The organism is Pseudomonas sp. Pmew2 (assembly GCF_058129885.1).
Window position 1 is genome coordinate 1,737,064 of the sequence record NZ_CM176702.1, and the last position, 26,690, is coordinate 1,763,753.

At 58.4% G+C, this 26,690-nt stretch carries 22 protein-coding genes and 1 pseudogene; 8 read left to right on the forward strand and 15 right to left on the reverse strand.

The window, feature by feature from the left end; genetic code table 11:
- Positions 1–122: 122 nt before the first annotated feature.
- A complete protein-coding gene (gene metG, locus AC4ANK_RS08010; RefSeq protein WP_002554839.1) occupies positions 123–2,171 on the reverse strand; it encodes a methionine--tRNA ligase in 2,049 nt (682 codons plus the stop codon).
- Positions 2,172–2,356: 185 nt separating this feature from the next.
- Between metG and apbC the strand changes: the two genes are divergently transcribed.
- Positions 2,357–3,451, forward strand: a complete 1,095-nt coding sequence (gene apbC / locus AC4ANK_RS08015; RefSeq protein WP_002554838.1) for an iron-sulfur cluster carrier protein ApbC — start codon at positions 2,357–2,359, stop codon at positions 3,449–3,451.
- A gap of 150 nt (positions 3,452–3,601) precedes the next feature.
- Here the strand turns inward: apbC and AC4ANK_RS08020 are convergent, their stop codons facing one another.
- The gene (locus AC4ANK_RS08020; RefSeq protein WP_002554837.1) at positions 3,602–3,811 is read right to left on the reverse strand and encodes a cold-shock protein; all 210 of its coding nucleotides are present in this window, start codon (positions 3,809–3,811) and stop codon (positions 3,602–3,604) included.
- Positions 3,812–4,130: 319 nt separating this feature from the next.
- On the opposite strand from AC4ANK_RS08020, the gene dcd reads away from it, so the two are divergent.
- Positions 4,131–4,697, forward strand: coding sequence for a dCTP deaminase (dcd, locus tag AC4ANK_RS08025; protein WP_002554836.1), 567 nt, complete (start codon positions 4,131–4,133; stop codon positions 4,695–4,697).
- Positions 4,698–4,809: 112 nt separating this feature from the next.
- On the forward strand, positions 4,810–5,031 hold the full coding sequence (locus tag AC4ANK_RS08030) for a hypothetical protein (protein ID WP_002554835.1): 222 nt from the start codon (positions 4,810–4,812) through the stop codon (positions 5,029–5,031).
- A gap of 60 nt (positions 5,032–5,091) precedes the next feature.
- Here AC4ANK_RS08030 and pdeM read toward each other — a convergent pair.
- The 12 genes and pseudogenes from pdeM to AC4ANK_RS08090 form a co-directional block, all read right to left on the reverse strand.
- Positions 5,092–5,744: pseudogene (gene pdeM, locus AC4ANK_RS08035) on the reverse strand (ligase-associated DNA damage response endonuclease PdeM).
- Positions 5,741–8,233: a ligase-associated DNA damage response DEXH box helicase gene (locus tag AC4ANK_RS08040; protein WP_002554834.1), complete on the reverse strand. Its 2,493-nt coding sequence runs from the start codon at positions 8,231–8,233 to the stop codon at positions 5,741–5,743. Before AC4ANK_RS08040 ends, pdeM begins: the two are co-directional and overlap by 4 nt.
- A 328-nt stretch (positions 8,234–8,561) precedes the next feature.
- Positions 8,562–9,913, reverse strand: a protein-coding gene (locus AC4ANK_RS08045; RefSeq protein WP_095077641.1) for an IS3 family transposase whose coding sequence is annotated in 2 segments (ribosomal slippage) — positions 8,562–9,454 and positions 9,454–9,913 — 1,353 coding nt in all. Because the reading frame shifts where the segments join, the coding sequence is not laid out codon by codon here.
- Positions 9,914–10,263: 350 nt separating this feature from the next.
- A complete protein-coding gene (locus AC4ANK_RS08050; protein ID WP_002554833.1) occupies positions 10,264–11,028 on the reverse strand; it encodes an ABC transporter ATP-binding protein in 765 nt (254 codons plus the stop codon).
- A 9-nt stretch (positions 11,029–11,037) separates the two neighbouring features.
- On the reverse strand, positions 11,038–12,156 hold the full coding sequence (locus AC4ANK_RS08055) for a succinylglutamate desuccinylase/aspartoacylase family protein (RefSeq protein ID WP_002554832.1): 1,119 nt from the start codon (positions 12,154–12,156) through the stop codon (positions 11,038–11,040).
- A 12-nt stretch (positions 12,157–12,168) separates the two neighbouring features.
- Positions 12,169–12,879, reverse strand: coding sequence for an ABC transporter permease (locus AC4ANK_RS08060; RefSeq protein ID WP_002554831.1), 711 nt, complete (start codon positions 12,877–12,879; stop codon positions 12,169–12,171).
- Positions 12,876–13,604, reverse strand: a complete 729-nt coding sequence (locus AC4ANK_RS08065; protein ID WP_002554830.1) for an ABC transporter permease — start codon at positions 13,602–13,604, stop codon at positions 12,876–12,878. The genes AC4ANK_RS08060 and AC4ANK_RS08065 overlap by 4 nt, the downstream gene beginning before the upstream one ends.
- Before the next feature lie 80 nt (positions 13,605–13,684).
- Positions 13,685–14,467, reverse strand: coding sequence for a transporter substrate-binding domain-containing protein (locus AC4ANK_RS08070; RefSeq protein ID WP_002554829.1), 783 nt, complete (start codon positions 14,465–14,467; stop codon positions 13,685–13,687).
- Between the two features lie 343 nt (positions 14,468–14,810).
- On the reverse strand, positions 14,811–16,514 hold the full coding sequence (locus AC4ANK_RS08075; RefSeq protein WP_002554828.1) for an ATP-dependent DNA ligase: 1,704 nt from the start codon (positions 16,512–16,514) through the stop codon (positions 14,811–14,813).
- Positions 16,511–17,557: a ligase-associated DNA damage response exonuclease gene (locus AC4ANK_RS08080; protein WP_002554827.1), complete on the reverse strand. Its 1,047-nt coding sequence runs from the start codon at positions 17,555–17,557 to the stop codon at positions 16,511–16,513. Before AC4ANK_RS08080 ends, AC4ANK_RS08075 begins: the two co-directional genes overlap by 4 nt.
- A gap of 601 nt (positions 17,558–18,158) precedes the next feature.
- Complete coding sequence (locus tag AC4ANK_RS08085) at positions 18,159–20,633, reverse strand: penicillin acylase family protein (RefSeq protein ID WP_460383200.1); 2,475 nt, start codon at positions 20,631–20,633, stop codon at positions 18,159–18,161.
- A gap of 195 nt (positions 20,634–20,828) precedes the next feature.
- Positions 20,829–21,035 (reverse strand): SEC-C metal-binding domain-containing protein, encoded by a 207-nt coding sequence (locus AC4ANK_RS08090; protein ID WP_002554826.1) that lies wholly within the window; start codon positions 21,033–21,035, stop codon positions 20,829–20,831.
- Between the two features lie 160 nt (positions 21,036–21,195).
- Here AC4ANK_RS08090 and AC4ANK_RS08095 point away from each other — a divergent pair, with 160 nt between their 5' ends.
- From AC4ANK_RS08095 to AC4ANK_RS08105, 3 genes are all read left to right on the forward strand, one after another.
- The gene (locus AC4ANK_RS08095) at positions 21,196–21,852 is read left to right on the forward strand and encodes a LexA family protein (RefSeq protein ID WP_002554825.1); all 657 of its coding nucleotides are present in this window, start codon (positions 21,196–21,198) and stop codon (positions 21,850–21,852) included.
- A gap of 128 nt (positions 21,853–21,980) precedes the next feature.
- The gene (locus tag AC4ANK_RS08100; RefSeq protein WP_002554824.1) at positions 21,981–22,229 is read left to right on the forward strand and encodes a DUF1654 domain-containing protein; all 249 of its coding nucleotides are present in this window, start codon (positions 21,981–21,983) and stop codon (positions 22,227–22,229) included.
- 263 nt (positions 22,230–22,492) lie between these two features.
- The gene (locus AC4ANK_RS08105) at positions 22,493–22,822 is read left to right on the forward strand and encodes a hypothetical protein (protein ID WP_002554823.1); all 330 of its coding nucleotides are present in this window, start codon (positions 22,493–22,495) and stop codon (positions 22,820–22,822) included.
- A 9-nt stretch (positions 22,823–22,831) separates the two neighbouring features.
- On the opposite strand, the gene AC4ANK_RS08110 is transcribed toward AC4ANK_RS08105, so the two are convergent.
- Positions 22,832–23,323, reverse strand: a complete 492-nt coding sequence (locus AC4ANK_RS08110) for an LEA/WHy family protein (protein WP_002554822.1) — start codon at positions 23,321–23,323, stop codon at positions 22,832–22,834.
- Between the two features lie 114 nt (positions 23,324–23,437).
- On the opposite strand from AC4ANK_RS08110, the gene AC4ANK_RS08115 reads away from it, so the two are divergent.
- Positions 23,438–24,001, forward strand: a complete 564-nt coding sequence (locus AC4ANK_RS08115) for a hypothetical protein (RefSeq protein ID WP_002554821.1) — start codon at positions 23,438–23,440, stop codon at positions 23,999–24,001.
- Between the two features lie 111 nt (positions 24,002–24,112).
- Positions 24,113–26,548, forward strand: a complete 2,436-nt coding sequence (locus AC4ANK_RS08120) for a TonB-dependent receptor (RefSeq protein WP_002554820.1) — start codon at positions 24,113–24,115, stop codon at positions 26,546–26,548.
- The last annotated feature ends 142 nt before the right edge of the window (positions 26,549–26,690 follow it).

A 26,690-nucleotide genomic window follows, 5' to 3' on the forward strand; every position in this document is an offset into this window, starting at 1 on the left:
CCAGGTGACCAACAGGTGTTCTGTCTATCGAGGGTGCAGCATTATCGGACAGATCGGGAGGTTTGCGAATGCGCAAAGGCCCGGTATCCGCCTGATGGCTGGATACCGGGCCTTGTCCGGGTTTACTTGATGCGCTGGCCGGGTTTTGCACCACTGTCCGGGCTGAGCAGATAGATCTCCTCGCCGCCAGGGCCTGCCGCCATCACCATGCCTTCGGAAATGCCGAAACGCATTTTCCTTGGCTTGAGGTTGGCGATCATCATGGTCAGACGGCCTTCGAGCTCGGACGGGGTCGGATAGGCGCTTTTGATGCCGGAAAAGACATTACGTTGCTCGTCGCCGATGTCCAGAGTCAGGCGCAGCAACTTGTCGGCACCCTCCACATGTTCGGCCTTGAGAATCAGGGCAACGCGCAGGTCTACAGCGGCAAAAGCGTCAAAGTCGATTTCCGCCGACAGCGGGTCTTTGGCGAGTTCGCCATTACCGGCGGGCGCACTGCTCGCGGTAGTGTCGGTAGCGGTCAGGTCTTCCTTGGAGGCAGCAGCCATGGCTTCTACCTTGAGTGGATCTATGCGGGTCATCAGTGCCGAGAACGGGTTGAGCTGATGATTGGCCAGCAAGGTCTTGTGGTCTTCCCAGGTCAATGGTTCGACGTTGAGAAACTTCTCTGCGTCGGCGGCCAGATTCGGCAATACCGGTTTGAGGAAAATGACCAGTTGGCGGAACAGATTGATACCCAGCGAGCAGACTGCCTGGACTTCATCCTGTTTGCCTTCCTGTTTGGCCAGCGCCCACGGCGCTTTTTCCGCGATATAGGCGTTGGCGCGATCCGCCAGAGCCATGGTTTCACGCATGGCACGGGCGAAATCTCGGGCTTCGTAGGCGTCGGCAATGCTCGGCGCGGCCGCCAGGAATGCATCGGTCAATTCGGGCGCTGCATTGGCCTCGCCCATCACACCGGCGTTGCCTTTGTGAATAAACCCGGCACAACGGCTGGCGATGTTCACGACCTTGCCGATCAGGTCAGAGTTGACCTTTTGCACGAAGTCTTCGAGGTTCAAATCCAGGTCGTCGACGCCACGACCCAGTTTCGACGCGTAGTAATAGCGCAGGTACTCGGGTGGCAGATGGTGGAGGTAGGTGCGTGCCTTGATAAAGGTGCCACGTGACTTCGACATTTTCTGTCCGTTTACGGTCAGGTAGCCGTGAACGTTGATGCCGGTCGGTGTGCGCAACCCTGCACCTTCCAGCATGGCTGGCCAGAACAGGGCGTGGAAATTGACGATGTCCTTGCCGATGAAGTGATAGAGCTCGGTGGTCGCACCCTTGCCCCAGTACGCGTCGAAGTCCAGGTCCGGACGACGTGCACACAGGTTCTTGAAGCTGGCCATGTAGCCGATCGGCGCATCCAGCCATACGTAAAAGTATTTGCCTGGCTCATCGGGGATTTCAAAGCCGAAATACGGCGCATCGCGGGAGATGTCCCACTGTTGCAGGCCGCTGTCCAGCCATTCGGCGATCTTGTTTGCGACAGCGTCCTGCAGGGTTCCGCTGCGCGTCCAGCTTTTCAGCATCGCGTCGAATGCAGGCAGGTCGAAGAAGAAGTGCTTCGAGTCCTTGAGTACCGGTGTGGTCCCGGAAATTGCCGACTTGGGGTTTTTCAGGTCGGTCGGGGCATAGGTTGCGCCGCACTTTTCACAGTTGTCGCCGTACTGATCTTCAGCCGCACATTTCGGGCAGGTGCCTTTGATGAAGCGGTCGGCCAGGAACATTTTCTTTTCCGGGTCGAAATACTGGGTCACCGAACGGGTTGCTATATGACCTGCGTCGCGCAGGCGCGTGTAGATCATGCTCGACAGCTCGCGGTTTTCGTCCGAGTGCGTCGAGTGGAAATTATCGAAATCCACCAGGAAGTCGGCGAAGTCGGCGCTGTGTTCGGCCTTGACGTTGTCGATGAGCTGTTCTGGCGTAATGCCTTCTTTTTCAGCGCGCAGCATGATTGCCGAACCGTGAGCGTCGTCCGCGCAGACATAAATGCATTGGTTGCCGCGGTGCTTCTGAAAACGCACCCACATGTCGGTCTGGATGTACTCGAGCATGTGGCCAAGGTGAACGGGACCATTGGCATAGGGCAGGGCGCTGGTAACGAGAATCTTGCGTGGCTCGGACATGGGGCTCGGCTACTTGAAGTGAAACGGAGACCGGCCACTATAAAGGTCTGAGCGATTTTTTTCACCCCGCTCGGTTGTGGGAATACTCCTGAGTGGTTGGGCAGGGTTCAGTGAAATCATGTCGGCTACGGACAGAACAGGTACGATAGTCGGCTGTTTCACTCAGTCTTTTACGGAGTAAGCCCATGAGCGCAGTCAATCGCGCAGCGGTGGAGACGATTCTTCGCCAGTACACCGACCCTTATCTGAATCAGGACCCGGTCAGTGCCGGTTGCGTGCGGTCCATCGATATCCAGGGTGCACAGGTCAGCGTGCAACTCGAACTGGGCTATGCCGCCGACCTGTTCAGGAACGGCTGGGCGCAAGTGCTGAAAACCGCCATCGAGAACCTGGACGGCGTCAGCTCGGCCACGGTTGCCATTAAAAGCGTGATCAGCGCGCACAAGGCACAGAGCCAGATCCCCGGTCTGGCCAATGTGAAAAACATCGTGGCCGTTGCGTCGGGCAAGGGCGGTGTCGGCAAGTCCACCACGGCGGCCAATCTGGCATTGGCACTGTCTCGCGAGGGCGCACGGGTCGGTATTCTCGATGCTGATATCTATGGGCCGAGTCAGGGTGTGATGTTCGGTATTGCTGAAGGCACGCGGCCGAAGATCAAGGACCAGAAGTGGTTCGTGCCGGTCCAGGCTCATGGCATTGACGTGATGTCGATGGCGTTTCTGACCGATGACAACACGCCTATGGTCTGGCGCGGGCCTATGGTGTCAGGGGCGTTGCTGCAACTGGTCACGCAGACTGCCTGGAATGATCTGGACTATCTGGTTATCGACATGCCGCCCGGCACGGGCGATATCCAGTTGACGCTGGCGCAGAAGGTCCCGGTTGCCGGTGCTGTGATTGTCACCACGCCTCAGGATCTGGCCTTGCTGGATGCGAAGAAGGGTGTCGAGATGTTCCGCAAGGTCAACATCCCGGTGCTGGGCGTTGTGGAAAACATGGCGGTACACATCTGCTCCAATTGCGGCCATGCGGAGCATCTGTTTGGTGAGGGCGGCGGTGAGAAGCTGGCGTCGCAGTACAATGTCGAGCTGCTGGCATCACTGCCGTTGTCGATACTGATTCGCGAGCAGGCAGATGGCGGCAAGCCTACCGCTATTGCCGAGCCGGAAAGTCAGATTGCGATGGTGTATCAAGAGCTGGCACGTCACGTGGGCGCACGAATCGTCTTGCAGGAAGCTGCAAGCCCGGCGATGCCGACCATTTCTGTCAGCGACGATTGATTCTGTAGCGGTGCTCTGGCGGGGAGGCGCAGCCAATTGACGTCTCTCGGTCAGGCTTATGCATGGCTTGATGGGTACGCAAATGCTCAAACGACAGGCAATAAAAAACCCCGCTTTTAAGGGCGGGGTTTTTAAGCGAATCAGGACAAGTTAGATAACTTGAACTTCTTCAGCTTGCATGCCTTTCTGACCGCGGGTAGCGATGAAAGAAACCTGTTGGCCTTCTTTCAGGCTTTTGAAGCCGTCGGATTGGATAGCTTTGAAGTGCACGAACAGGTCGTCACCGGATTGTGGAGTGATGAAGCCGAAGCCTTTTTCATCGTTGAACCACTTAACGGTACCAGTTTGGCGATTAGACATAGTATATCTCCTTGGACAAAGTTAACTGCGGCGTAGGAAGAGCCCTGGCCGAGACTGAGTGCAAAGAGCTGGAAAATTCATGGAGATGGTTGGATCGAAATTCAACATCGTGTAGAGATTCTCAGTGACACAAGCAACACAGTGACGCCACCTTAACCCTTTTTTCCGAACGTGCCAATGGTCTGTTGATGATTATTTCCATTCGCAGCGAAAGAGCCCGGCTCGTCACACAAACTCGCTATCTGTTGCCTTTGAACCGTCGGCCCCGGCCCGGTAAGATGCCGGATATCTTTTTTACCTCGCTATTCAGGACACCGCCATGAGCATCAAATCGGACAAGTGGATTCGCCGCATGGCGCAGGAACACGGGATGATCGAGCCCTTTGTGGAGCGCCAGGTACGTGGCGAAGGAGCTGACAGGGTGATCTCCTTCGGCGTGTCCAGCTACGGCTACGACGTGCGTTGCGCAGACGAATTCAAGGTGTTTACCAACATCAATTCGGCCACTGTCGATCCGAAAAACTTTGATGAAAAAAGCTTCGTCGATATCAAGAGCGACGTATGCATCATCCCCCCCAACTCGTTCGCGCTGGCACGCACCGTCGAATATTTCCGCATTCCGCGTAACGTTCTGACCATCTGCCTGGGCAAAAGCACCTATGCGCGCTGCGGCATTATCGTCAACGTCACGCCGCTTGAACCAGAGTGGGAAGGCCATGTGACGCTGGAGTTCTCCAACACCACGACATTGCCGGCCAAGATCTACGCCAACGAAGGCGTGGCACAGATGCTGTTCCTCGAGTCCGATGAGGAATGTGAAGTGTCCTACAAGGATCGAGGCGGCAAATACCAGGGCCAGCGTGGCGTCACCCTGCCACGTACCTGATTTGCCGGTCAGGTGATTAGTGGAATTGAATTAATACTCTATTTCGCACTCTATCTGCTCACATGCTTTCGCATAATCGATATGTGCGACGGCCTTTGATCTGGAGTGCCCTATGAAGACTACTTTCAAAATCTCTGAACAGGTTCAATCTCCGCTTAACGAGATCGGGTTGCTTGCCTGGTCATTGATGGCTCATTCGGATCTGCTTCCCGAGCTTAATGTGGTCGGTGGTGGCATTCCGGGTGATCCAGGGCCAGATACTCCCTATCCGGAGCCCACTGAGCCAGGTGGACCTACCGTTCCTGACGAGCCGCCACCTGCGCCGGTTGCCTGATTACCAGCTCCCTGCTTCTCCTTTTGAGGGGCAGGGCCTCGTATGCGGCGGCCAGCGACGCTATACCACTCGCCACACGGCATCACCGCCTGTCACATAGACTGAGCAGTCCTGCGCCGGACGAATCTGAAACCCGCCCGTAAACTCACCGAACGCTGGCAGCAGGCTGACGCGTTGGCCCAGGTAGAAGCACGCCAGTCGCAAGCTTTGCCTGCCACGCCCGTGCAGCCGGTAAACAGGGTGAACGTGCCCGGCCAGTACGTGCAATTGAGGGTGTGGGTCAGGCTCGTGTTGCAAGGCAAAGGGCCCCAGCGTCAGGGGTTCGGGGACTACATCTATGCCCAGATGGGTGGGTCGCCCGCCCGTTTGTCATGGTTACCGCGGATCAGGGTGATGCGCAACGCCGGGTGTTCGCCCCGCCATTGTTCCAGTGCCGCGAGCGTGCCCGCTGCGTGTGATTCCGGCGCGTGCAGAAAGTCGCCCAAAAAAATCAGATGATCGCAGGCATACGCATCGAGCAGGCTGTCCAGTCGCCGCAGATTGGCTTGGGTGGTGCCATGTGGCACTGGTTGACCCAGCTTGCGGTAGGCCGCTGCCTTGCCAAAATGCGCATCGGCAATCAGCAAGGATCGTTCTGCGGGGTAGTAGACGGCCTTGTCGGCCAACAGCCACAGCTCTTCTCCCGCCAGTGTTATCGCGACGTACGGCTTCATTGCTCATGCTCCGGACCTGCGGCTTTCTCCAGGTCGCGGACCATGCGCGCAATGCGGTCAGCGAGTTTTTCCGAACTGAGACTTTCGCGAAAGCGCTCGACCAGCAGTGGAAACGCCAGCGGGGTTGCGCGTTTTATCGCATGCAGGTCCAGCCTGCGACTGTTGATCTGGCGTAATGTCAGCTCCAGACGCTGCAGATCCAGCTCCTGGCGTAGCACTTCCTGTTCGGCCTGGGTCAGCAGCATGTTGTCAGCATCGTATTGCTTGAATACCTCAAAAAAAAGCCCGCTCGATGCCTGAAGCTGTCGATTGCTTTTCGCCGCTCCCGGGTAGCCGGAAAACACCAGCCCCGAGATGCGAGCGATTTCGCGAAAGCGCCGCAGTGCCAGTTCGCCCGCATTCAGGCTGGCAATAATGTCGGCCAAAAGATCCGTCTCGCTGAACAGGTCAGCCCGCAACGCCTGAGCCCAGTCAATCTCGCTGGCGCTGAGCAGTTCCAGCCCATAGTCGTTGACGGCGATGGAAAAGGTCAGCGGCCGATGTTGGCTCAGGCGCCAGGCCAGAAGGCTGCCCAGCCCCAAATGCACATGACGGCCGGCGAACGGGTAGAGGAACAGGTGCCAGCCTTCACGGGATTTAAGGGTTTCAGCCAGCAGCGTGTCACGTTGCGGTAGCCCGGACCATTGTTGCTGCACTTCCAGCAAGGGTTTGATGGCTTGCATTTCAGGGCTGGTGAATTCACCCCGCGCCGCCGCATCGAACTTCTCCACCACGGCGTCTGCCAGTTCGCTGGACAGGGGCATTCGCCCACCGTTCCAGCGTGGCACTGCGGCTTTCTTGCCAGCAGCCCGCTTGACGTAGGCCGTCATGTTTTCCACTCGGACCAGCTCCAGCAAGCGCCCGCCGAACAGAAAGCCGTCACCAGGCTTGAGCCGGGCGATGAAACCTTCTTCAACACTGCCCAACGAGCCGCCACCGCCGCCTTTTTTCCAGTACTTCAGGTTAACGGTAGCTTCGCTGACGATGGTGCCGACGCTCATGCGGTGTCGCCTGGCAAGACGCGCATCGGGTACACGCCAGACACCCTGTTCATCCGGTTCGGCGCGGCGGTAATCGGGGTAGGCCGTCAGTGAGTGACCGCCGTTGCGCACAAAGGCCAGCGCCCATTGCCATTGCTCGTCGCTGAGGTCTCGATAGGCCCAGGCGCTGCGCACTTCGGTCAGCAGTTCATCGGGCAGGAAGCCACCGCCCAGTGCGATGCTGACCAGATGCTGGACCAGAACGTCCAGCGGCTGCTGCGGCGATTCGCGTGGCTCGATCATCCGCGCGGCGACGGCGTCGTGGGCGGCGGCTGCTTCGACCAGTTCCAGGCTGTGGGTCGGCACCAGCGTGACACGCGAAGGGCGGCCCGGCGCATGGCCTGAGCGTCCGGCGCGCTGCATCAGGCGCGCGACACCTTTGGGTGAGCCGATTTGCAAAACGCGCTCCACCGGTAGAAAGTCCACGCCCAGGTCCAGACTGGAGGTGCACACCACAGCCTTGAGTGCGCCTTCTTTTAACGCGCGCTCGACCCAGTCTCGGACCTCTCGCGCCAGCGACCCGTGATGCAGGGCAATCAATCCTGCCCAGTCGGGGCGGGCTTCCAGTAGCGCCTGATACCAGATTTCCGATTGTGCCCGAGTGTTGGTGAACACCAGACAGCTCGCGCTGCTTTCCACCTCGGTGACGACCTGCGGCAACATGCGCAAGCCCATATGCCCGGCCCACGGGAAGCGTTCGATGGACGGCGGCAGCAGCGTATCGACCTGTAAGTCCTTGACGATCTTGCCTTGCACGGTCACGCCGCCGTCGCCGATCAGCACCTGCTGCGCATGTTGCTGATTACCCAGCGTCGCGGAAATGCCCCATACGATCAGTTGCGGATTCCAGCGCCTCAGGCGCGCCAGGGCCAGTTGCAACTGCACGCCGCGCTTGTTGCCGATCAGCTCGTGCCATTCGTCCACCACCACCATCTTCAGTGTCGACAAGGCGACCTGAGCGTCGGCACGGGTCAGCAGCAGTGTCAGGCTCTCTGGGGTGGTGATCAGCGCTGAGGGCAGCCGCCGGCTCTGGCGGGCGCGTTCGCTGCCGCTGGTATCGCCGGTGCGCAAGCCCACCGACCACGGGATATCCAATTCGGCCAATGGTGCTTCAAGGGCTCTGGCGGTATCGGCGGCCAAGGCGCGCATGGGCGTGATCCACAGGACACTCAGCGGTTCAGCGAGCGGTTTACGTTTACGAGGTTTGTTGTCAGCGGTGAGCGTATTGGCTTTGGCGAAGCGGTTGAGCGCGGCGAACCATACGGCGTAGGTCTTGCCCGAGCCGGTACTGGCATGCAGCAGGCCGGACTCACCTTTCTTCACCGCCGCCCAAACCTCCTTCTGAAAAGCGAACGGCTTCCAGCCGCGGGCGAGAAACCATCGTCGAGCGAAATCGGTGGGTCTGCTCATCCGTTTGCGTGTGCTCTGAGTGGCGTTAAGTCAGAGACAGCGAAGAAAGGGTAATAGTTTTAAATGGTTATATGGCTGGAGCATGCGGAATCTCAACGATCGTGCGGCGCTGCGCGTCGCATGCGTTTCCGGACGCTCTGCGTCCTCATGGCGACGCAGAGCGTCGAGACCTGCATTCCCACGCTGGAGCGTGCGGAACGATGATCTTAATATCGTGCGGCGCTGCGCGTCGCATGCCTTTCCGGACACTCCGCGTACTCCTGGCGACGCAGAGCGTCGAAACCTGCATTCCCACGCTGGTGAACTGCCCCCCAAAAGTTGGACGGTTTTAGCTTGCCGCCTGAGCCCTGTATTTTACGGGGCTTTGGCCGTTGAGCTTCAGCTTGATGCGGTCATGGTTGTAGTAGTGGATGTACTCATCCAGACCTGCTTTCAACTCATCGATGCTTTCAAACTGTTTCAGGTAGAAAAACTCGGATTTCAGTGTACCGAAAAAGCTTTCCATTGCCGCATTGTCCAGGCAGTTGCCCTTACGGGACATGCTTTGTTTGACGCCTCGTACCGATAGCTTATGGCGATACTGCGCGTGTTGATACTGCCAGCCCTGGTCCGAGTGCATCACAAGCTTCGGCTCGTCCTGCAACTGCTGAAGCGCCTTGTCCAGCATGCTGGTGACCAGCTCAAAGCTCGGCCTTGTCGACACTTCATACGCCACGATTTCACCGTTGTACAAGTCCATCACGGGTGAGAGATACAGCTTTCGATTGCCTACCTTGAACTCAGTCACATCGGTCACCCACTTCTGGTTCGGGCGTTGCGCGCTGAAATTGCGCTCCAGCAAATTCGGCGCAATGGTTCCGATTACGCCCTTATAGGAGCGGTATTTTTTGGGGCGCACCACTGATCGCAGGCCCAGTTCTGCCATCAGTCGTTCTACAACCTTCTTGTTGACCAAAATACCTGCAGTGCGAATGACCGCCGTGATACGCCGAGCGCCATAAAGGCCTTTCTCCTCGTGGTAAATGCTTTCGACTAACTGTTTCAAAGCAGCATAGGGATCGGGTCTGGATTGCACCTGAACCTGATAGTAAAACGTGCTGCGTGCCAAGCCCGCCAGCCTCAGCAGAGCGCAAAGCGGGAACCGGCCCCTCAGTTGCTTGATGCTCAGGGCTTTTTCGGTTGCCGTCGTTTCTGCTCCTTCAGCTCTTCCAACTTTTTTAGGTAAGCGTTCTCCATGCGCAGATATTCAAGCTCGCTCATCAACTGGTCGCGCGTCTTCTGCGTATCGTCGGCGGTTACTGGTTTGGCGGGATAAGGCTTCTTTGGCATGGCGACAGGCTTTCTTCTGGCAGGAACATACGGGGCTGTACCGCTACTGTAATGCCGCTTTTCCCAAATGACTATTTGGCCGGGATCCCCGATACCAAAATGCGCAGCGGCCTGACGGAGCGATAGCTTGTGTTCACGCCTGTGCTCAAGCACTGAGCGCTTGAAAGCTTCGCTGTATCGAAGACCAGGCTTGCGATGGCCGGTGTGACCATGACTCTTGTAGTTAGCGACCCAGCGTCGAAGCAGGCTGAAATCGATCGAGAACTGGCGGGCTACCATACGAAAGCCCATGTTGTCTTCAAGATACGCTTTGACGACAGTGAGCTTGAACTGCTCTGAATACTTACCCATTTGAACACCCCCGTGAGGTCGGATTGGTGTCCAACTTCTTGGGGGCAGTTCACTGGAGCGTAGGAACGATGATCTCCATATCGTGCGGCGCTGCGCGTCGCATGCGTTTCCGGACGCTCTGCGTCCTCATGGCGACGCAGAGCGTCGAGACCTGCATTCCCACGCTGGAGCGTAGGAACGATGATCTCAATATCGTGCGCCGCACCGCGTCGCATGCCTTTCCGGACGCTCCGCGTCCTCTTGGCGACGCAGAGCCTCTAGCACTGCATCCCCACGCTGGAGTGGGGGCTATAGTCGTGGATATTTCAGTTCCGGTTACCAGGCGTTTCCGGCTTCATACACAAAAAGCGCTACTTCAGATTTCCACTCAAAAACTGCTGCAAGCGCTCGCTTTTCGGATTGTTAAGCACCTCGTCCGGGTGGCCGGATTCTTCGATCTGGCCTTGGTGCAGGAACACCACCTGGCTCGCAACCTTGCGCGCAAAGCCCATCTCGTGTGTCACCAGAATCATGGTTCGGCCTTCCTCGGCCAGGCCCTGAATGACCTTCAGCACTTCACCGACCAGTTCCGGGTCCAGTGCCGAGGTAGGTTCGTCGAACAGCATGATTTCCGGCTCCATTGCCAGCGCACGGGCAATGGCCACGCGCTGTTGCTGGCCGCCCGACAGGAACGCCGGGTACTGATCGGCAACACGCTCCGGCAGACCGACCTTTTCCAGGTATTTGCGCGCGCGGGCCTCGGCTTCGGCCTTGGGCACGCCCAGTACGCGGCGCGGGGCCATGGTGATGTTTTCCAGCACGGTCATGTGCGCCCACAGGTTGAAGTGCTGAAACACCATCGCCAGCCGCGTGCGGATGCGCTGCAGTTCATCCGCGTCGGCAACGCGCATGCCGTCCTTGTCGCTGACCATGCGCACTTGCTTGCCATCCAGGCTCATTGCCCCGTCATTGGGCTGTTCGAGAAAGTTGATGCAGCGCAGAAAGGTGCTCTTGCCGGAGCCACTGGCGCCGATCAGGCAGATCACGTCACCGCTGCTGGCCTTGAGCGATACGCCTTTGAGCACTTTGTTGTCGCCATAGCTTTTGTGCAGGCCATCGATGGTCAGTTTGTACATGACAGGTCCTCAAGGAGAAAGTAGATAGCCGCTGCGATAGGCCTGGGTGCCGGCGATGTGCGCAATGACCATGCCGGCAGTCGCCATGCGGCGCAGCGAGCGCGCGTACAGCAGCCCCGCATTCAAGGCATGGATGCAGGCCACGGTGTCGCTGATCGGGTCGATGACCTCGGCAATCAGTTGGCCGGCCTCGACGTGTTCGCCGGGCATCGCGCAGAACACCAGCAGGCCGCCGACCGGCGTGGTCACCGGTTCGACCGCTGCCAATGGCGTAGCGGGGTAGAGCAGTTCGGGCAGAGGCTGGCGTTCGCCGTCGATGATGCCCGCGTCGATCAGGTAATGAATGATGGCCTGACAGTCACGGCTGGCGAGGGCATGGTTCACATCGCCTTGCCCGCGTAGCTCGAGCGTCACTGAGAAACTGCCCATGGGAATCGGAAAGCGCTCACCGAAGCGTTGCTGCAATTGCCACCAGACCAGCGTGAAGCATTCGTCGAACGACTGACCACCCGAGTCGGTCGCCAGCAGGCTGGCTTGCGCGCCCAGGTAGCGCGACAGCGGCTCGACTTTCGGCCAGGCTTCGGGCGTAGTGTACAGATGCTCGACCGATTCGAAATCACAGTGCAGGTCCAGCACCATGTCGGCATCGCAAGCCAGGCGCTGCAGGGTCAGGCGCAGCGATTGCAATTGGCTGGTTGCGGGTACGGCATCCAGCGCCGCTCTCAGGCTGTCCCGCACCAGTGCGACGTTGTGCTCTGCATCAGCAGTCAGCCGGGCTTCGATATCATCGCCGACCTGCGCGCCAAGGTCGCTGAACCAGCGATTGAAATTCTGGCCGCTTTCCAGCTCGTAGCGGCCCAAAGGTGTGTCCATCAGGACCTGTTCCAGACCAATCGGGTTGGCGACCGGCACCACGACGACTTCACCCAGCAGGCGACCAGCACTTTCCAGTTCTGCCAGACGCTGCTTCAGGTACCAGGCAACCAGCATGCCCGGCAGTTCGTCCGCATGCAGCGAAGCCTGGATATAAACCTTGCCGGAACCGTTTTGCGGGCCGTAGTGAAAGCTGTGGACCTGCCGGGCAGTGCCTGGCACTGGCGACAGCAAGTCATGGGTGTGATGGTGCATGTTCAGTCCTGATTAATGGGCCGGGCCGAGAAAGGCCAGCCAGCGGCGTTCGGCAAGGCGGAACAGCCCGACCAGAATGAACGTCACGGTCAGGTACATGACGGCGGCGATACCGAAGGACTGGAAGGTCATGAAAGTGGCAGAGTTGGCATCCCGCGCCACTTTCAATATGTCCGGCACCGTGGCGGTAAAGGCCACCGTGGTCGAGTGCAGCATCAGGATCACTTCATTGCTGTAGTACGGCAGCGACCGGCGCAGCACCGACGGCATGATCACGTAGGCGTAAAGCTTCCAGCCGGTCAGACCGTAGGCTTTGGCCGCTTCGACTTCGCCGTGGGCCATGCTGCGGATCGCACCGGCAAAGATCTCTGTGGTGTACGCACAGGTGTTCAGGGTGAAGGCCAGGATTGTGCAGTTCATCGCATCGCGAAAAAACGCATCCAGCATCGGCTGTTCACGCACCGCAGCAATGCTGTAAATGCCGGTGTAGCAAATCAGCAACTGTATATAGAGAGGCGTGCCGCGAAACAGGTAGGTGTAGAACTGCACTGGCCAGCGTACCCAGCGGTTTTTCGACACCCGTGCAATCGACAGCGGGATCGACACGCAGAAGCCGATGGCGATAGAGGCGCTGAGCAGCCACATGGTCATGGCCAGCCCAGTGATATTTACGCCGTCTGTATAAAGGAAGGGTTTCCAGTATTCCTGTAACAATTCGATCATCGCTGTGCCTCCCGGCTGCCTGCGGCATAGTGCCGTTCAGCCCAACGCAGGGCGAAGTTCGAGGCGCTGGTGATCAGCAGGTAGATCAATGCCGCCAACACCAGAAAGTAGAACAACTGATAGGTACTTTTGCCGGCGTCCTGCGAGGCCTTGACCAGATCAGCCAGGCCGATGATCGATACCAGCGCCGTAGCCTTGAGCAGTACCTGCCAGTTATTGCCGATCCCCGGCAGTGCGTAACGCATCATTTGCGGGAACACAACGTAGCGAAATCGCTGGCCGCGTTTCAGTCCATAGGCCGTCGCTGCTTCCACCTGACCGCGAGGCACGGACAGAATCGCGCCGCGAAACGTCTCGGTGAAATATGCCCCATAAATGAAGCCCAAAGTGATGACACCCGCGCCAAACGGGTTGATCTCGATGTATTCCCATTCCATCGCGTCGGTGAGCATGGTCAGCCATGTTTGCAGGCTGTAGAAAATCAACAGCATCAACACCAGATCCGGGATACCGCGGATCAGTGTTGTATAAATTTGTGCCGGCACGCGCAGCAGCGCCGAGCTCGACAGTTTGGCACTTGCCCCGATCAGCCCGAGCAGGATGCTCAGTGCGAGGGACAGCACAGCCAGTTTGATGGTCATCCAGGTGCCTTCCAGCAACAGCGGGCCAAAGCCCTTCAGGCTGAACGCCGAGAGTCCCAGGTTTTGCATGAGTGCATCGAGCATGGATAGGCCTTGCTTTCAAAAACAGAGACGCCCATCGATTGGGCGGCGAATCATCGCCGAAATCGATGGGCGTCGGGGTGTTATTTGCCGCTGTACAGGTTCAGGTCGCCAAAATGCTTTTTCTGGATTTCGGCGTAGGTGCCGTCGTCGTGCATCGCTTTGATGCCTTTATCCAGCAGCGCTTTCAGCTCTTTGTTGCCCTTGGCGATGCCGATGGCGGTTTTGGCTGGCAGCAATTCGCTGTCGATAGGCTTGCTGACTTCGTAATCAGCACCGGCTGGCGATTTCAGGAAACCCAGTTCGGCTTGCAGCATGTCCTGGATCGAAGCGTCCAGACGACCGGAAGTCAGGTCGGCGTAAACCTGATCCTGGTTGGCGTAGGCCTTGGTGGATACACCGGCCTTGTCCAGTACGGCCTTGGCGTAGGCTTCCTGGATAGTGCCTTGCTCATAGCCAACGGTCTTGCCTTTCAGGCTGGCCGGGTCGGCGGTAAAGCCTGCACCTTTCTTGAACACCAGCGAAGTAGGGCCGGAGAACAGTTCGTTGGAGAAGTCGATGACTTTTTCGCGAGCAGGGGTCACGGTCATCGAGGAGATCACGCCGTCGAACTTGCGTGCCTTGAGGCCGGGAATCATGCCGTCGAAATCGCTTTCAACCCATTTGCAGGTGACCTTCAGCTCTTTGCAGATCGCGTTGCCCAGATCGATATCGAAGCCGACCAGGCTGCCGTCGGCGGCTTTGGATTCAAACGGCGCATAGGACGGATCAACGCCGAAGCGCAGTTCCTTGTATTCCTTGGCCATCGTATTACCGGCGGCGAGGCACAGAGCCAGTGCAGAAAGAGTCAGCCATGCTTTTTTCATTGTTCAGTCCTTAAAACCTTAAATGGGGCGTTGGGAACACGCGAAGCTTGCTACCGGCAAGTGCCAGACTGGCAGAAGGTAGCAATTTCCGAACCAGAGCGATGAACGTGCGTTTGAAATGTAAGGCGTTGTCGCTATTTCGTATAAATGGCTGGCAATCTGCCGCCTTGGCATGTTTATGGGCGGGATGTTGTTCTCTGTGACTTAAACCACACCCCCATTAGGCTCGCGGCGAGCGGCAGAATGGTAACGAAAGAGAACGGTTGTTGCGGGCAGGCAAACCCTGGTGGCAGGCAGTGTTTCAAAAAGGTGCGCGTCAATTTACGCGCACTTTTTCGGTGCGTCAGTTCAGCAGGTCCTGTAATGACGCCAGGCTGTCGGCTTCGGCCACCGGCTTGTCCTGCCGCCAGCGCAACATGCGCGGGAAGCGCACCGCAATGCCGCTCTTGTGGCGCTTTGACAAGGCAATGCCTTCAAAGCCCAGTTCGAATACCAGCGTCGGCGTGACGCTGCTCACCGGCCCAAATTTTTCCACGGTGGTTTTACGAACGATGGCGTCGACCTTACGCATTTCCTCGTCGGTCAGCCCTGAGTAGGCTTTGGCGAATGGCACCAGCGTGCGCTCACTGGCGTCGGGCGGGCCGTCCCACACCGCAAAGGTGTAGTCGCTGTACAGACTGGCACGTCGGCCGTGGCCGCGTTGCGCGTAGATCAGCACGGCATCGACGCTGAACGGGTCGATTTTCCATTTCCACCACACGCCCATGTCCTTGGTGCGACCGACGCCGTACAGCGAGTCGCGGGCCTTGAGCATCATGCCCTCGACGCCCAGACTGCGAGAGGCTTCACGTTGCGTCGCCAGATCAAGCCAATCCTTGCCAGTGAGTACCGGGGAGGGCATCAGCACCTCGCTCTGGACGCTTTCGATCAAGGTTTCCAGTTGCGTGCGACGTTCATGTTGCGGCCGGCTGCGCCAGTCATCGCCTTGCCATTCAAGCAGGTCATAGGCCAGCACTACCACGGGAACGTCGGCGAGGATCTTCTTGCCGAGTGTCTTGCGGCCAATCCTCTGTTGCAACAGGGCGAAGGGCTGAACCGAAGGTGATGCTGTGGTGGCATCACCGTTCAACGCAAATTCAGCGCTGCCATCGGGGCTTGGGTCGGGAGCTTTCCAGACGACGATTTCGCCGTCTATCACCGTGCCGTCAGGCAGGCACTGCGCCAGGCTGTGCAGCTCGGGAAAACGGTCGGTGACCAGCTCTTCGCCACGCGACCAGATCCATAAGCGTCCGTCACGTTTGACCAGTTGTGCGCGAATACCGTCCCACTTCCACTCCACCTGCCAGTTCTCGGCCGCCCCGAGCAACTCCTCGAACTGGTCGGCGGGCTGTTGCAGAGAATGGGCAAGAAAAAACGGATAGGGCTGACCGCCACGTTGTGCGTGCTCATCTTCGGATTCGGGCGCGATCAGTTTCAGGTAGCGCTGTGCGCTGGGCCGATGCGACAGGTCGGTATAGCCCACCAGCCTTTGGGCGACGCGCTTGCTGTCGATGTCCGCCAGCGCAGCCAGTGCGCGCGTTACCAGCAGTTTCGATACGCCAACCCGGAAACTGCCGGTAATCAGTTTTATACAGACCATCAGGCTGCTGCGGTCCAGTTGCAACCAGAACATCGGCAGGCGTTCTGCCAGCTCTTCGGGCGGCAGGCCGCGCAACGGCAGCAGCTTGTCTTCCATCCAGGTGGCCAGGCCCTCGTCATTGCTGTGATCGGCCTGGGGCAGCAACAGCGACAAGGTCTCCGCCAGATCGCCGACCGCCTGATAGCTTTCTTCGAACAGCCACTCCGGCAGATTCGCCAGAGTCATTGCCTGCTCGCGCAACACGCGGGTCGGCACCAGTTGCCTGGGGCGTCCACCGGACAGGAAGTACACAGCCCAGGCAGCATCCTCTGCAGCCGCTTTCTCGAAATAATCACGCATCGCGGCGAGTTTGGCGTTGCTCGATGTGGTTGCGTCCAGTTTTGCGTAGAGTTCCGCGAAGGCTTTCATGACTGAGCCTCCCCCGCAGTTACCGCCTCAGGCTCTGCCGTCGTTGGATTGCTGTCTTCTTCATCGCCGTATTCGGTGCTGAAGCCTTGCGCATCCAGCCCCAGTTCGCGCAGATAGCGCACTAATATGCCGACCGAACCGTGGGTGACCATGACCCGCTCGGCACCAGTCTGTTCGATGGCCCACAGCAAGCCTGGCCAGTCAGCGTGATCGGATAGCACAAAGCCGCGATCCACGCCACGCCGACGTCGCGTGCCGCGCAGCATCATCCAGCCGCTGGCAAACGCATCGCTGTATTCGCCGAAGCGCTTCATCCAACTGCTGCCACCGGCCGAGGGCGGGGCGAGAATCAATGCCTGACGCAGGGCCGGATCAGTCTTTTTGAAATCGCCAGCGTATTGGGTTTCCGGAATACGAATGCCGCCTTCGCGATAGACCCGGTTCAACGGCTCGACAGCGCCATGCACCAGAATCGGCCCGATCTGCGAATCAATGCCATGCAGAATGCGTTGCGCCTTACCGAACGAGTAGGCGAACAGCACGCTGGCCTTGCCTTGGGCCGCATTGCCACGCCACCACTGGTTGATGCCTTCGAAAATCTGCGACTGCGGTGCCCAGCGATAGATCGGCAGGCCGAAGGTCGATTCGGTGATAAAGGTGTGACAGCGCACCGGTTCGAACGCCGCGCAGGTGCCGTCGGGTTCGACTTTGTAATCCCCGGAAGCCACCCAGACTTCGCCTTGGTACTCCAGCCGCACCTGCGCCGACCCCAACACATGCCCGGCCGGGTGCAGGCTGAGTTTTACCCCATGGTGGGTGATGGTTTCGCCGTATTCCAGGGTCTGCAGGTTGATGTCCTGGCCAAGGCGCGAACGCAGAATGCCCTCGCCGCTTGCCGCCGACAGATAATGCTGATTGCCGGTACGGGCGTGGTCGCCATGCGCATGGGTGATGACGGCCCGTTCGACCGGGCGCCACGGGTCGATATAGAAATCACCGGGTGGGCAGTACAAACCTTCGGGACGAGCAACGACAAGATCCATGAGGCAACCGTATGGATGGGCTTGTTAGCTATGAGCCGGGGCAGGGCGGGAAGTTCGGGGAGTTTGCGTGAGGGCTGCTTAGCGTGAGGTGCGATAAATGTCCAAAAGAACACTATCGTGCATAAAAGCGCTTTTTTATCACGATGGCACTGACGACGCAGAGTGCGACGTTAGTGACGGCTGAGTCCTGGCGCTGATCCGGGGGTAGCCTGGCAGGACGCCAGGCTAGCCGCACCGGGCCATGGATGGCCCGTTGCGGCGATCCCCGGATCAGTGTCAGGGCGAAGGAACCCGACGAAGTCGGGCCGGAAACAGGAGCGAGTGGATTTGCCTACTTTGGCCCCATCAAAGTAGGTCGCCGAGGGGCGAAAAGGTGATTCAAGTCGAGCCTGAATCTCACTGAATCGCAGAACGGTGTGACGCAGAGCGTCACGAAATGCATTACCACGCGGAGCGTGGGAACGATAGGCGTTCGGGAGCCTGCTCCTCGTGGCTATTCCCGCTGGAGCATTCGGAAGGATAGGCGTTCGGGAGAACACTATCGTGCCCATGCTCCGCGTGGGTACGCCGTTCTGGACGCTCCGCGTCCGGCTTTCGGCGCTTACTTGCCCGGCGTCAGCGTCAGGCGTTGCTTGCCGTAGCCCTTCTCATAGTTCTGCTGTTGCAGCGGGATCGACATGTATTGCCCCTTCTGCCACGGCTCGATGCTATTGGCGTAATACGGGCTGGCCGGATTGCCGGACTGGCCGGTGCTGATCAGGCCGGTCATAGGCTCGACAAGGCTGAAGTCGACGATCATGCGCAGGCCGGGGGCCACGTGTGTATCGAAACCTTTACCCCACTCGAAACCGGACACGTTCAGCGTGCTGTGGTCACCACCTGCCGGTGAGGCACCGCGATTGAACTCGCCGCCACCCAACTGTTTGGCGAGCGGGCTGGTCGAGGTCCAGTTGTCGCGGTGCAGTTTGCCCCATTGCCAAGCCTTGTGATCGCTGCCCAACAGGCTGTCGCCACTGTTGACTGCAGCCACCAGACTGCGCGCCAGGATGGCTGGCTTGTCTTCTTTCTGCGGGGTTTTGATGTCATCCCAGTACGGGCTGTCATCACGGCCCAGCAAATGGTCGGCTTGCGGCGAATACGACGAGCTGGCGTTGGCCACCAGCGCCTGCCAGGCAGGACTGGTTTCCGGGCCTAGCTCATCAAGGAAAATCTGTTTGGCGCTTTCCTGCAGAAACAGCTCGTACAGCGCAGCGTCAGCCGACGTTGCGCTGAGCTTGCCATCGAATGCCATCAGGTGCGTGAACGCTTCACGGGCCTTGTTACGATCCGCTTCCGGCAGGGCGTCGATGGCCTGTTTGAGCGGCTTGCTCATGCCCGGTGCCTGAAACATGGTCTTGAGTTTGGCCGCGAATGTCGTGGTCTGGTCGTACTGCATGGCGATGGTGCTGTGCAGGTCCTGCTTGCCGCTGTTGGCCAGCTCGGCGATACGCTCGGCACGCTCCGGGTAGCCCCACGAGTTGGAAAGCTGCATGCCATAGCCTTTCGGAATCGTGCGCTGGTTAGCCGCCGCGAGCCAGCCCTGACGCGGGTCCTGGTCGTAAGGATGGAGCATCGAGTCGGCGAAACCGTCCCAGTCGTATTTGCCATCCCAGCCCGGCGAAGGCAGCAGGCCCTGGCCTTCACGGCGGTTCGGGAAGCGGCCGGTGACCTGCCAGCCAATGTTCGAGGCATCGGCGAAAATCATGTTCAGGGTAATCGCACGAATCTCGCGGCTGGTGTCGAAGGCCTTCTCGACGTTAGGTGCGCGGGACAGATCAAAGAATGCGTCCAGGCTCTTGTCGTCCTTGAAGTTCGGTACTTGCAGCGCCAGGCTCAAGCCATTGTCCGGTGGCGTTGCAGATGCGTTGAGCAGCGCGCCGTGGCGGGTTTCGTATACGGTTTCGCGAAGCGGGCTACCACCCTTGACGAGAAAGGTCTCCTGATGGGCAGTGGCGGGCAGCCATTTGCCGTCAGCCATATAAGACACGCGGTTGCCTTCGCGCTTGATCTTCTCTAGAAACAGGTCCTGGTTGTCGCCCTTGACGTTGCTCATGCTCCACGCCAGCTTGCCGTTGAAACCGCTCAGGACCAACGGCAAGCCTGCGATGGAAACACCGGACACCTGATATTTCGGCGCTCGGATCTGCACGAAGCTCCAGGCAGAGTTGAGCCCGGCAGGCAGTTGCATGTCGCTGGCCAGCAGGCTCTTGCCGCTTCGGCTGCGTTGCGGCGCGATGGCCCAATTGCTGGAGGCTGCAACGCCAAGCATGTTCAGGTCCGAGAGCTGCAAGGCGATCTTGTTCAGGTCGCTCAGGCCGTTGACCTGATTATTCAGGTTCAGGCCCTTGAGCTTGTCGGCTTCGGCAAATGGCAGTTCTTCGTCAGGGTAGGTCGGCAGCAGCCAGGCAAGTTTGTCTGCCCCGACTTTCTGCGCCAGCACCAGCGCCGAAAGCTCTTCCTGCAGGTTCACCGACAGGCTGAAATTGAGCAGGCTGAAGATCAGCGCCGAGTCTTCCGGTTTCCAATACTCCGGCTTGTAGCCCGAATTGGCGACATCGGCCGGCAGCTTGTCGCGGTAGCGGAACAGGTAAGCGTTAACGCCGCGCGCATAGACGTCGAAGAAGCGCTTCAAGCGAGGCGAGGCGGCGTTATACAGGTCGCTGGCGTTTTGCTTGAGGTTGACCGAGCGCATCAAACGGTCGACTTCCAGCGCGTCCGCCCCGGCCATTTCCGACAAACGGCCCTGGGCCAGCAGGCGCATGCCGAGCATCTGACCGATGCGGTCACCGGCATGGATGTATCCGAGGGTGAACAGCGCATCGTGATACGTGCTGCTTTCAATCAGCGGCATGCCCATGTTGTTGCGGCGCACGGAAACGTTTTGCGCCAGCCCTTTGAGCGGGAACGTCCCGGAAGCAGGCAGTACGGTTTCGGGATCACCGCCGCCCAACTGGCAGCCGGCAAGGCTCAGGAAACTCGCCGCAGCGGCGGCAGCGCCGAATCGGGGTAGAAAATGACGAAGGGCTGGCGAGGCCATGGGCAAGCTCCTGGAGGGGTAACGTACAAAAGTCGCTACGTTAGAGAGCAGGCCGTCAGCGCGCAAGCGGTGAGGGCGAGTTTATTTCAGGATTTTGCAGAAGCTGGCCACACGCCTCTCGCTCCATTGCGTGTGAAGACGCGCGCAAATGAAAACGGCCTGCTTATGCAGGCCGTCAGAAGAGCGCTCAACGCTTTACGCGCCGTGGCACTTCTTGAATTTCTTGTCGCTGCCGCACGGGCAAGGGTCGTTGCGACCTACATCTTTCAGGGTGTTGCGCACCGGCTCCTGGTGGGCATGCCCGCAGTTCGGACCGTGCACATGGCCATGCTGGTGGTCGTGATGATCGTGATCATGGTCGTGGTTGCAATCGGGGCCATGAACATGGGCTTGCTGGTTCATCGGTTTTACTCCGCAAATAAATCTGGCGCGCATTATCCAGCAAATCGGGACGAAGCAGTATCGGCATATTTCGATTCACATATGATTGCAAATTTAAGTATGCTTATTTTTTTCGGGCGTTTTTCAGCGTCTTTGTATTCTCATGCGCAGAGCCAACCTTATGACCCGACAAGAGCGTATTGCCAGGGCAATTGCCGCCAGCGGCATGAAGAAAGGAGAAATTGCCGCACAGTGCGGCGTTGCCAATTCTGCCGTCACTCAATGGATTAGCGGCGAAAGCAAAAGCCTGCGGCCAGAAAACCTCTATGCACTGGCGCGGGCCACGGGCTTTCGTGCCGAATGGCTGGCGATTGGAGAAGGGCCTGAAAAGGACGCCCCCTTTGATGCCAACGTTGCCCTGATCGATCAGCCGAACATGTCCTTTCGTTATCCGGTAATCAGCTGGGTGTCGGCAGGTTCCTGGGAGGAGGCCGTCGAGCCTTACCCCGACGGTTTTTCCGATCGCTATGAAATCTCCGATTACGACTCCAAGGGGCCGGCGTTCTGGCTGGAGGTCAAGGGCGACTCGATGACTGCACCCACCGGCATCAGCGTGCCAGAGGGGATGATGATTCTGGTTGATACAGAAGCCGATGTGCAGCCCGGCAGGCTCGTTATCGCCAAGCTGCCCGCCAGCAACGAGGCAACCTTCAAGAAGCTGGTCGAGGACGGCGGCACACGCTACCTGAAGCCCTTGAATCCTGCGTACAAAATGATCGAGTGCGGTGCCGACTGTCGCATCATTGGCGTAGCGGTGAGAATGACCGCCAGGCTATGAGCCTTGTTGTACAAGGCTTGCGGACGTTATCCGTCGCGACGTGAAGCGGAGCGCGTCCTACGAAGTGCTTGCGCAGGTCTTGCAGCTGGAATACTGTATTTATATACAGTTATCTCCGGGAGGCAGTCATGACTGGCACTCGTAATGGGCCGACAGGCGCGTCGTCTTATGAACAGATCGGCAAGCGTATTCAACGGCTGGTATCTGCGCCGAATGTTCAAAAGACCCAGTGGGTCATCGTAGCCCGACGCGACGATGAACCTGAGGACAGCTGGAACGTGGTGCTTCGGGAAATCGAAGAAACCGAAGGTATCGAGGTCGATCCTCAGCCAGACGGTTCGGTAAGGATCGGCTGGCAGCGCTATATCGATAACTGAGCGTTTATAAGGTGCTGCCCCACGTTTGATGGCAAGCGTTTCACTTTATTTTTAAGCATGCTTAATTTTTTGGTTCCAGCTTTACATACCGCCGCCGCATCGACCCGCAATACGCGCAAGGAAGCGATCAAGGGCAGGGCGGGCCCGAACGTCAACCAGGATGACCCTCATCAACCCGTTCCCTGCCATTCGAATGGCAGGCTCTCAGCGTCTGAATTTCTGTGTTCGTGAACGGCTGTATCTCTTGAGCGGAGTCAGGTCCGATGGATATCTTGAATGGTTTGGCAGACAGGGGCGAATGGCTGGTCGCCGGTCTGGTGGGTGCAATCATCTCAGGCTGGTGGCATAAGGCAGGCTTGCTCGACTGGCGTGCCTGGCTGGTTTTCTTGATCACTGGCGTGGCCTGTGCGGTGTTTCTCACCGGCATTGCCAGTGATTATCTGGGCGTGGCCGACCCTCGCAACACCACAGGCGTGGGCTTTCTGCTGGGCTCGTTTGGTGGAGCGCTGATCAGCGCAATCAATCGGGCATTGTGGGCGGCGGATATCTGGAAGTTTCTGCTGGAGCTGATCAAGGGCAAGCTGGGCGGTTAGGCCGCCTGCTTATTTTCGTTGAATCAGCTCCTCTGGTGCAACATCGCCGGTTTTGCCGATCCGTACGTTGTGCCTGAACAGCATGCCGGTCTTGAGCTTGCCTTCAAGCCGGTAATGGATCAGCTCATCAGGTTTTTTCAGCAGTTGAGCGATGTATTTCGCGTACCGCCAAAGGTTGGTACGAACAGGCACCACAAAGGTTTTCCGGCTATGCGCATCGACGAAAAACCAATCACTGAATTGGTCGTCTGCGAGCACAACGTCATTGAGCGAGATCTTGTAGTTCAGGCCGCGCACGAACAGGTCCGAGTCGTTGGGATTATCGACCTCGAAATACAGCTTGAAATCCTGTTGTGTCAGCCTTGCCTTGACCACCTGGACTTTGAGCAAATGCACTTCTGGATCCTGGACGCTGTCAAAGCTCAGTAACGAGCATCCGCTGAGACCGAACATGATCAGCGCGAGGCTTATGATTCTTGTAATGTGCGCCTGAAAAAACATGGATGTGCTCCGTTTGACGCCTGAGTCTACCAACTCGACGGTCAAGGGTAACGCGCTTGTTGCGCTGTCTGACGCTACGCCATACTTTTTATTGACGTGCTTACCGGTGTCTCCATGAGTGTCTACGAAATTGTCTTCAGTGCCGAACTGGTCGCCGGAGCCCAGCCCGAGAAGGTCAGGGCCAACCTTGGCAAGCTATTCAATGCCGATGCCGAGCGTCTGGAGCTTCTGTTCTCCGGGCGCCGACTGGTCCTGAAAAACAACCTCGACGCGGCAACCGCTGAAAAATACCGCGCAACGCTGGAGCGTGCAGGCGCACGGGTCCATGTGCTGGAAATGAATACCCCGCTGCCCATGGAAGAGGTCGAACTGGCACCGCCGCCCGACGCTCCTACCTGGTTGCGTAAATCCCAGGCCACCCCGCAGTCGGGTACGGGCCGTCTGCAGATCAAACCGCGTGACGCGTATATGGCTGCTTTCGAAAGTGTCGATGCGCCGGATTATTCGGTGGCCGAAGCGGGGGTCGACCTGTTGCCTGCCAAACCTCAGCCCGCTGCGCCGCTGCTGGATCTTTCCCGATTTAGCCTGGCACCGGTGGGCAGCGACATGGGCCATGTCGAAAGGCCCGAGTCACAAGCTGCTCCCGATACTTCTCACCTGAAGGTCATTCCGGAGTAATGCCGCAGGCCAACTGAATCCTGAAACGGAATTATTTTCAATCAGCTCTGTTACTTTCGAACTTTCGCTCGGCTAACAGGCATTGAGAAATATTCCATCAGGAGTTGCCCGATGTCCCGTTCGTTAGACACCCTTCTGCGTCCCAGTCTGTTGGCCGTGGCGATTGCACTGTGCACGCCTCTGGTCAGCCCGCTGCTGATGGCCGCGCAGCAGGCCAGCGTGGTTGCCTATGACCTGCCTGCAGGCCCTCTGGCGACCATGCTGAACCAGATTTCCAGCCAGGGTGGTCTGGCATTGAGCCTCGATCCTGCGCTGGTTGCTGGCAAAACAAGCGCGGCGGTAAAGGGGAATTTCGACGCTGCGACAGCCTTGCGTGAGGCGTTGCGTGGCAGCGGCCTGCAACTGGTGCAGAGCAGCGCCGGGACCTACACGCTGATGGTCATGGAACAAAACGCCTTGAACCTGTCGGATGTGAACATCAATGCCAACAGCGCGCCCGCCGAAGGTTCGGAAGCAGCCGGTTATCGCAGTGAGAACATCAGCAGCGTCGGTGCACTGGGCGGCATGAAACTGCAGGACGCGCCTTATTCCATCAGCGTGACGCCTCAGGCTCTACTGAAAAACATTCAGGCCACCTCGCTGGACGATGTCATCAAGCACAACCCATTCACCCAGATGTACTCGCCGACCAGCGCCGGTTATGCCAGCGCCGTCAACATTCGTGGTTTCAGCAGCGCGGGCAGCCTGAACATCGCCAATGACGGCTTGCGCTTTACCAATGGTGCTGATGGCAGCAACTACATTGAAGAGATGGAACAGCTGGAAGTCATCACCGGCCTGACCGGTTTCCTGTATGGCCCGGCCTCGCCAGGCGGGCTGGTCAACTACGTCATCAAGCGCCCCACTTACGAACGCTATAACAGCGTCACGCTGGGCAATGCCGGTGGCGAGAACTACTACCTGCATGGCGATTTCGGCGGGCCGATCGACAGTGAGGGCAAGTTTGCCTATCGCCTGAACGTGTTGACTCAGGATGGCGAAACCGCTGTCGACATGAACAAGCGTCGTCGCGAAATGATTTCCCTGGCGCTGGACTGGAACGTCTCCGACGACCTGCTGGTGCAGTTCGACGCTTCACACAAAAAGACCGAAATTCGCGGCCTGACCAGCTATTGGTACTTTGGTGATCAGTCGTTACGCCCAAGCGCAGCCTCGCTGGACAACGACAAACTCTACAGCCAGAAGTGGTCGTTTTCCGATTATGAATCCGACAAGGCGGGCGTACGCGCCAAATGGCGCTTGAACGATACATTCACCTTGCGCGCGGCCTTTGCAGCCCAGCAGTACACTTCGGAAAACACCTACACCGGGCCGACGGTTTACAGCGCGGGTCTGTATTCGCAGCCGTTATACGCCTTCGCACCGATCGAAACCGAAGAAAAGACCGGCTCGCTGTTTCTGGATGCAGCATTCGATACCGGCTTTCTCGGCCACAAAGTCACGATGGGGTACCAGGGCAATACATCTCGCCAGAAGCAGTACGAAGACCACATCCCATACACGCCTGGTCAGCCTGGTCCGCAATACACCTCGCCAGTCGGCACGATACCGCTCGACCAGACACCTCAGGTCGGCAAACCGTCGTACTCGATTGGCCACGGCAACCAGCGTCTAGCCAATAGCTCGGAGAGCAACAACTTCCTGATTGGCGACATCATCACCTTCAACGAGCAATGGTCGGCGATTCTTGGCGTGACCAACACGCAGATCAAGACTTACGCCAACGAGTTCGTTTACGCCAAGGCTTTCGGCTCCGCAGAGACCGAGACCAAATACAACGAAAGCAAGACCTCGCCGAATATCTCGCTGGTCTACAAGCCACTGCCGTGGCTGACCACTTACGCCACCTATATAGAAGGTCTGCAATCCGGAGGTGTCGCCCCGAGCGGCGCAGCCAATGCCGGCCAGGCATTCGCACCGGAAGTCAGCGAGCAATACGAGATCGGTGCCAAGGCGACGTTGGGTGAAACCCTGTTTACCCTGGCGCTGTTCAACATCGAGAAGCCCAACGGCTACACCACAGCCTCGAATATTTACGTGGTGGACGGACGTCAGGAAAACAATGGCCTGGAGTTCAGCGTGACCGGCAAAGTCGTTCCGGAGCTGACACTGGTCGGCGGCTTTACCTTGCTGGACCCGAAGATCAAGAAAACCGGCATCGCCGCGGATGAAGGCAACGCACCGACCAACGTCGCCAAGCAACTGGCCAAGGTCTATGCCGAGTACGACATCAACCCTGTGCCTGGGCTGGCAGTAACCGGTGGAGCGTTTTATACCGGCAAGCAATACACCGACCAAAGCAACGAAAACGACCTGCCGTCCTTTACCACCTTCGACGCCGGTGCCCGCTACCGCATGCGCGTCTCGGAAAACGACCTGACCCTGCGGGTCAATGTCAGCAACCTGACCAACAAGGAATACTGGCTCAACAGCAGCTACCTGGGCGACCCGCGCACTGTAGCGTTCTCGGCGCAGCTGGAGTTCTGAGTCAACCCGATCCACCTGATACGGCAGACCGCTGTGTGATGTAGAGCGTGGGCTGGCCACTGCCACAGGAAGTGCTTTTCGATCACGATGGTACTGACGACGCAGAGTGCGACGTTAGTGACGGCTGAGTCCTGGCGCTGAT

Bases quoted from the DNA above. Each gene is read 5' to 3' on its own strand.
- metG (WP_002554839.1), bottom strand. From the start codon at position 2,171: ATGTCCGAGCCACGCAAGATTCTCGTTACCAGCGCCCTGCCCTATGCC.
- apbC (WP_002554838.1), top strand. From the start codon at position 2,357: ATGAGCGCAGTCAATCGCGCAGCGGTGGAGACGATTCTTCGCCAGTAC.
- AC4ANK_RS08020 (WP_002554837.1), bottom strand. From the start codon at position 3,811: ATGTCTAATCGCCAAACTGGTACCGTTAAGTGGTTCAACGATGAAAAA.
- dcd (WP_002554836.1), top strand. From the start codon at position 4,131: ATGAGCATCAAATCGGACAAGTGGATTCGCCGCATGGCGCAGGAACAC.
- AC4ANK_RS08030 (WP_002554835.1), top strand. From the start codon at position 4,810: ATGAAGACTACTTTCAAAATCTCTGAACAGGTTCAATCTCCGCTTAAC.
- AC4ANK_RS08040 (WP_002554834.1), bottom strand. From the start codon at position 8,233: ATGAGCAGACCCACCGATTTCGCTCGACGATGGTTTCTCGCCCGCGGC.
- AC4ANK_RS08050 (WP_002554833.1), bottom strand. From the start codon at position 11,028: ATGTACAAACTGACCATCGATGGCCTGCACAAAAGCTATGGCGACAAC.
- AC4ANK_RS08055 (WP_002554832.1), bottom strand. From the start codon at position 12,156: ATGCACCATCACACCCATGACTTGCTGTCGCCAGTGCCAGGCACTGCC.
- AC4ANK_RS08060 (WP_002554831.1), bottom strand. From the start codon at position 12,879: ATGATCGAATTGTTACAGGAATACTGGAAACCCTTCCTTTATACAGAC.
- AC4ANK_RS08065 (WP_002554830.1), bottom strand. From the start codon at position 13,604: ATGCTCGATGCACTCATGCAAAACCTGGGACTCTCGGCGTTCAGCCTG.
- AC4ANK_RS08070 (WP_002554829.1), bottom strand. From the start codon at position 14,467: ATGAAAAAAGCATGGCTGACTCTTTCTGCACTGGCTCTGTGCCTCGCC.
- AC4ANK_RS08075 (WP_002554828.1), bottom strand. From the start codon at position 16,514: ATGAAAGCCTTCGCGGAACTCTACGCAAAACTGGACGCAACCACATCG.
- AC4ANK_RS08080 (WP_002554827.1), bottom strand. From the start codon at position 17,557: ATGGATCTTGTCGTTGCTCGTCCCGAAGGTTTGTACTGCCCACCCGGT.
- AC4ANK_RS08085 (WP_460383200.1), bottom strand. From the start codon at position 20,633: ATGGCCTCGCCAGCCCTTCGTCATTTTCTACCCCGATTCGGCGCTGCC.
- AC4ANK_RS08090 (WP_002554826.1), bottom strand. From the start codon at position 21,035: ATGAACCAGCAAGCCCATGTTCATGGCCCCGATTGCAACCACGACCAT.
- AC4ANK_RS08095 (WP_002554825.1), top strand. From the start codon at position 21,196: ATGACCCGACAAGAGCGTATTGCCAGGGCAATTGCCGCCAGCGGCATG.
- AC4ANK_RS08100 (WP_002554824.1), top strand. From the start codon at position 21,981: ATGACTGGCACTCGTAATGGGCCGACAGGCGCGTCGTCTTATGAACAG.
- AC4ANK_RS08105 (WP_002554823.1), top strand. From the start codon at position 22,493: ATGGATATCTTGAATGGTTTGGCAGACAGGGGCGAATGGCTGGTCGCC.
- AC4ANK_RS08110 (WP_002554822.1), bottom strand. From the start codon at position 23,323: ATGTTTTTTCAGGCGCACATTACAAGAATCATAAGCCTCGCGCTGATC.
- AC4ANK_RS08115 (WP_002554821.1), top strand. From the start codon at position 23,438: ATGAGTGTCTACGAAATTGTCTTCAGTGCCGAACTGGTCGCCGGAGCC.
- AC4ANK_RS08120 (WP_002554820.1), top strand. From the start codon at position 24,113: ATGTCCCGTTCGTTAGACACCCTTCTGCGTCCCAGTCTGTTGGCCGTG.